The organism is Kitasatospora sp. NPDC057198 (assembly GCF_042670125.1).
Taxonomy (GTDB): Bacteria; Actinomycetota; Actinomycetes; order Streptomycetales; family Streptomycetaceae; genus Kitasatospora.
The window spans coordinates 1-2,482 of sequence record NZ_JBHUWH010000734.1; the positions used below are offsets into that span (position 1 = coordinate 1).

Genomic DNA, 2,482 nt, shown 5'->3' on the forward strand with positions numbered 1-2,482 from the left:
GCCGGCCCTACATCCACATGAACGGCAGGCCCGCGACGGCCGCGGCGGACCGGTTGCTGTCCTTGAGCACCTCGTCCGGCTCCGCGCCGGGCCGCTGGTCGAAGTAGCGCGAGACGGTCAACGTGATGTGGTGGCCGACCAGTTCGACCTTGACCGCCGCCATCGGCACGACGCCCTCGGCGGGCGGCAGCACCCCGTCCGGGTAGGTGAACCCGAAGGCCGCGGCCTTCTCCCGGACCGGCCCCAGGGCCTTGGCCGCGGCGCCCGCGTCGAGGAAGCGCAGCACCGTGACGCTGGAGATCACCGGCTGGTCGCTCCGGGTCAGCGCGATCCCGATCCAGCCCTGGCAGGCCAGGTCCGCCAGCACGTCCCGGCCCTTGTCCTCCTGCACGGCCCCGCAGTCCGCCCCCTCCCGGGAGGCCGAGCGGTGCGCCCGGTAGTCGTCGTACTCGTAGGACCGCTGGGCGGGGAAGTACCGTTCCGCGACGAAGGACTGGGACTCCGTCAGCGGCTGCTCCGGGTGTCCCGCGACGGCCGGTGCGGCGGCGGGCTTGTTGCCGGCGGCCGCCCCGGACGCGGCCCCCTGGCGCGGGGTCGAGACCACCCAGACGCCGCCGACCGCGAGCGCAGCGACGACGCCCCACAGCGCGACCAGCCGACGACGCTCACCGACCGCCCGGTGCCCGGTCGGCGGCTGCTCGTCGTCCGTGCTCAGGTGCGCGTCCCGCTGGATGGTCATGGCGCAGATTGTAAGCAGTTGATCGGACCGTCCTTCCTTCGGGTCGGACGCATCCGTACTCCTGGCGCACCCCTGACCGCCTCCCTCCGACCCGGGCCGCACACGGCCCCGCCGGGCGCCTCCCGGCGGAACCGCTCCGCCCGGAAACACCCCCCCGGAGGGCACCGGGAAACCGTCGACAAACCGACCGAACACTGCGCCGAAGCGGTTCCGGACAGTGACCGCCGCGATCGGCCAGGGCCTGGACGGGGCCCGCGCCGAACTGCTCCGCGCCCTCGACCGCAACCGCACCCTCGACCGCAACCGCACCCTCGACCGCGACGACCTCACCCGGGCCCGCCGGGAGGCCGACGGCCTCCGCCGCGAACCGGCCGAGGCCCGGACCGCCCGGGAGAGCGCGCCCACCGAACTCGCCGACCTCCGCGCGACCCGCACCACCGCAGCCGCCGAGACCGGCGACCGGCCGCTGACCAGGATCGTCATCGGCCACCGCCCGCCCGCCGCCGGCTGAGCCCGCCACCCCGCCCGCAGCCCCGCCCGCTCCCCCGGCCGCTCCCCGCCCGCCTCCCGTCCGGGCGCTCACTGTGGGCCGCGACACTGTGACAACTCGCACAGCCTGCGGGCGATCTTCTGGCGGGTTCCCTCTGGCGAACGCCGGGGCGGGCCGGGCAGGATCGGGCCATGGACCTCCTCGACATCCTGACCGACAAGGGCCTTCGCCGGGAACTGCCCACCCGGGAGGAGGCACTGGCCGTGCTGGCCACCACCGACGACGAACTGCTGGACGTGGTCGCGGCCGCCGGGCGGGTGCGCCGGCGGTGGTTCGGTCGGCGGGTGAAGCTGAACTACCTGGTGAACCTGAAGAGCGGGCTGTGCCCGGAGGACTGCTCGTACTGTTCGCAGCGCCTCGGCTCGAAGGCGGAGATCCTCAAGTACACCTGGCTGAAGCCGGACCAGGCCGCCGAGGCGGCGGCCGCGGGCGTCGCGGGCGGGGCCAAGCGGGTGTGCCTGGTGGCGAGCGGGCGCGGGCCGACGGACCGGGACATCGACCGGGTCGCGGACACCATCGCGGCGATCAAGGGCGCGGACCAGGACGTGGAGGTGTGCGCCTGCCTGGGCCTGCTCTCGGACAACCAGGCCGAACGGCTGAAGGCGGCCGGCGCGGACGCGTACAACCACAACCTGAACACCTCCGAGGCCACCTACGGGGACATCACCACCACCCACACCTACGCGGACCGGGTGGACACCGTGACCAAGGCGCACGGCGCGGGCCTGTCGGCCTGCTCGGGCCTGATCGCGGGCATGGGCGAGAGTGACGGTGACCTGGTCGACGTGGTGTTCGCACTGCGCGGGCTGGACCCGGACTCGGTGCCGGTGAACTTCCTGATCCCGTTCGAGGGCACCCCGCTCGCCGAGGAGTGGAACCTCACCCCGCAGCGCTGCCTGCGGATCCTGGCGATGGTCCGGTTCGTCTGCCCGGACATCGAGGTGCGGATCGCCGGCGGCCGCGAGGTGCACCTGCGCTCGATGCAGCCGCTCGGCCTGCACATCGCCAACTCGATCTTCCTCGGCGACTACCTGACCAGCGAGGGCCAGGCCGGACAGGCCGACCTCGACATGATCAAGGACGCCGGCTTCGAGGTGGAGGGCGCCGGCCAGACCACCCTTCCCGGCCACCGCGCCCACGCCGCCGCGGGTGGCGGCTGCGGCGGCCACCAGGAAGAGGCCGCCTGCGGGACG

The 2,482-nt window shown here is 74.1% G+C and carries 3 protein-coding genes; 2 read left to right on the top strand and 1 reads right to left on the bottom strand.

All coding sequences use genetic code 11. From position 1 onward, the window contains the following. Positions 1–7 precede the first annotated feature (7 nt). Positions 8–739: a hypothetical protein gene (locus ACFUEL_RS38385; RefSeq protein WP_380242655.1), complete on the bottom strand. Its 732-nt coding sequence runs from the start codon at positions 737–739 to the stop codon at positions 8–10. Between the two features lie 217 nt (positions 740–956). Here ACFUEL_RS38385 and ACFUEL_RS38390 point away from each other — a divergent pair, with 217 nt between their 5' ends. Together ACFUEL_RS38390 and bioB are read left to right on the top strand one after the other, a co-directional pair. Further along, positions 957–1,250, top strand: a complete 294-nt coding sequence (locus ACFUEL_RS38390; RefSeq protein WP_380242656.1) for a hypothetical protein — start codon at positions 957–959, stop codon at positions 1,248–1,250. Positions 1,251–1,420: 170 nt separating this feature from the next. Continuing rightward, on the top strand, positions 1,421–2,482 hold a 1,062-nt coding region (gene bioB / locus ACFUEL_RS38395; protein WP_380242658.1), incomplete at its 3' end, for a biotin synthase BioB.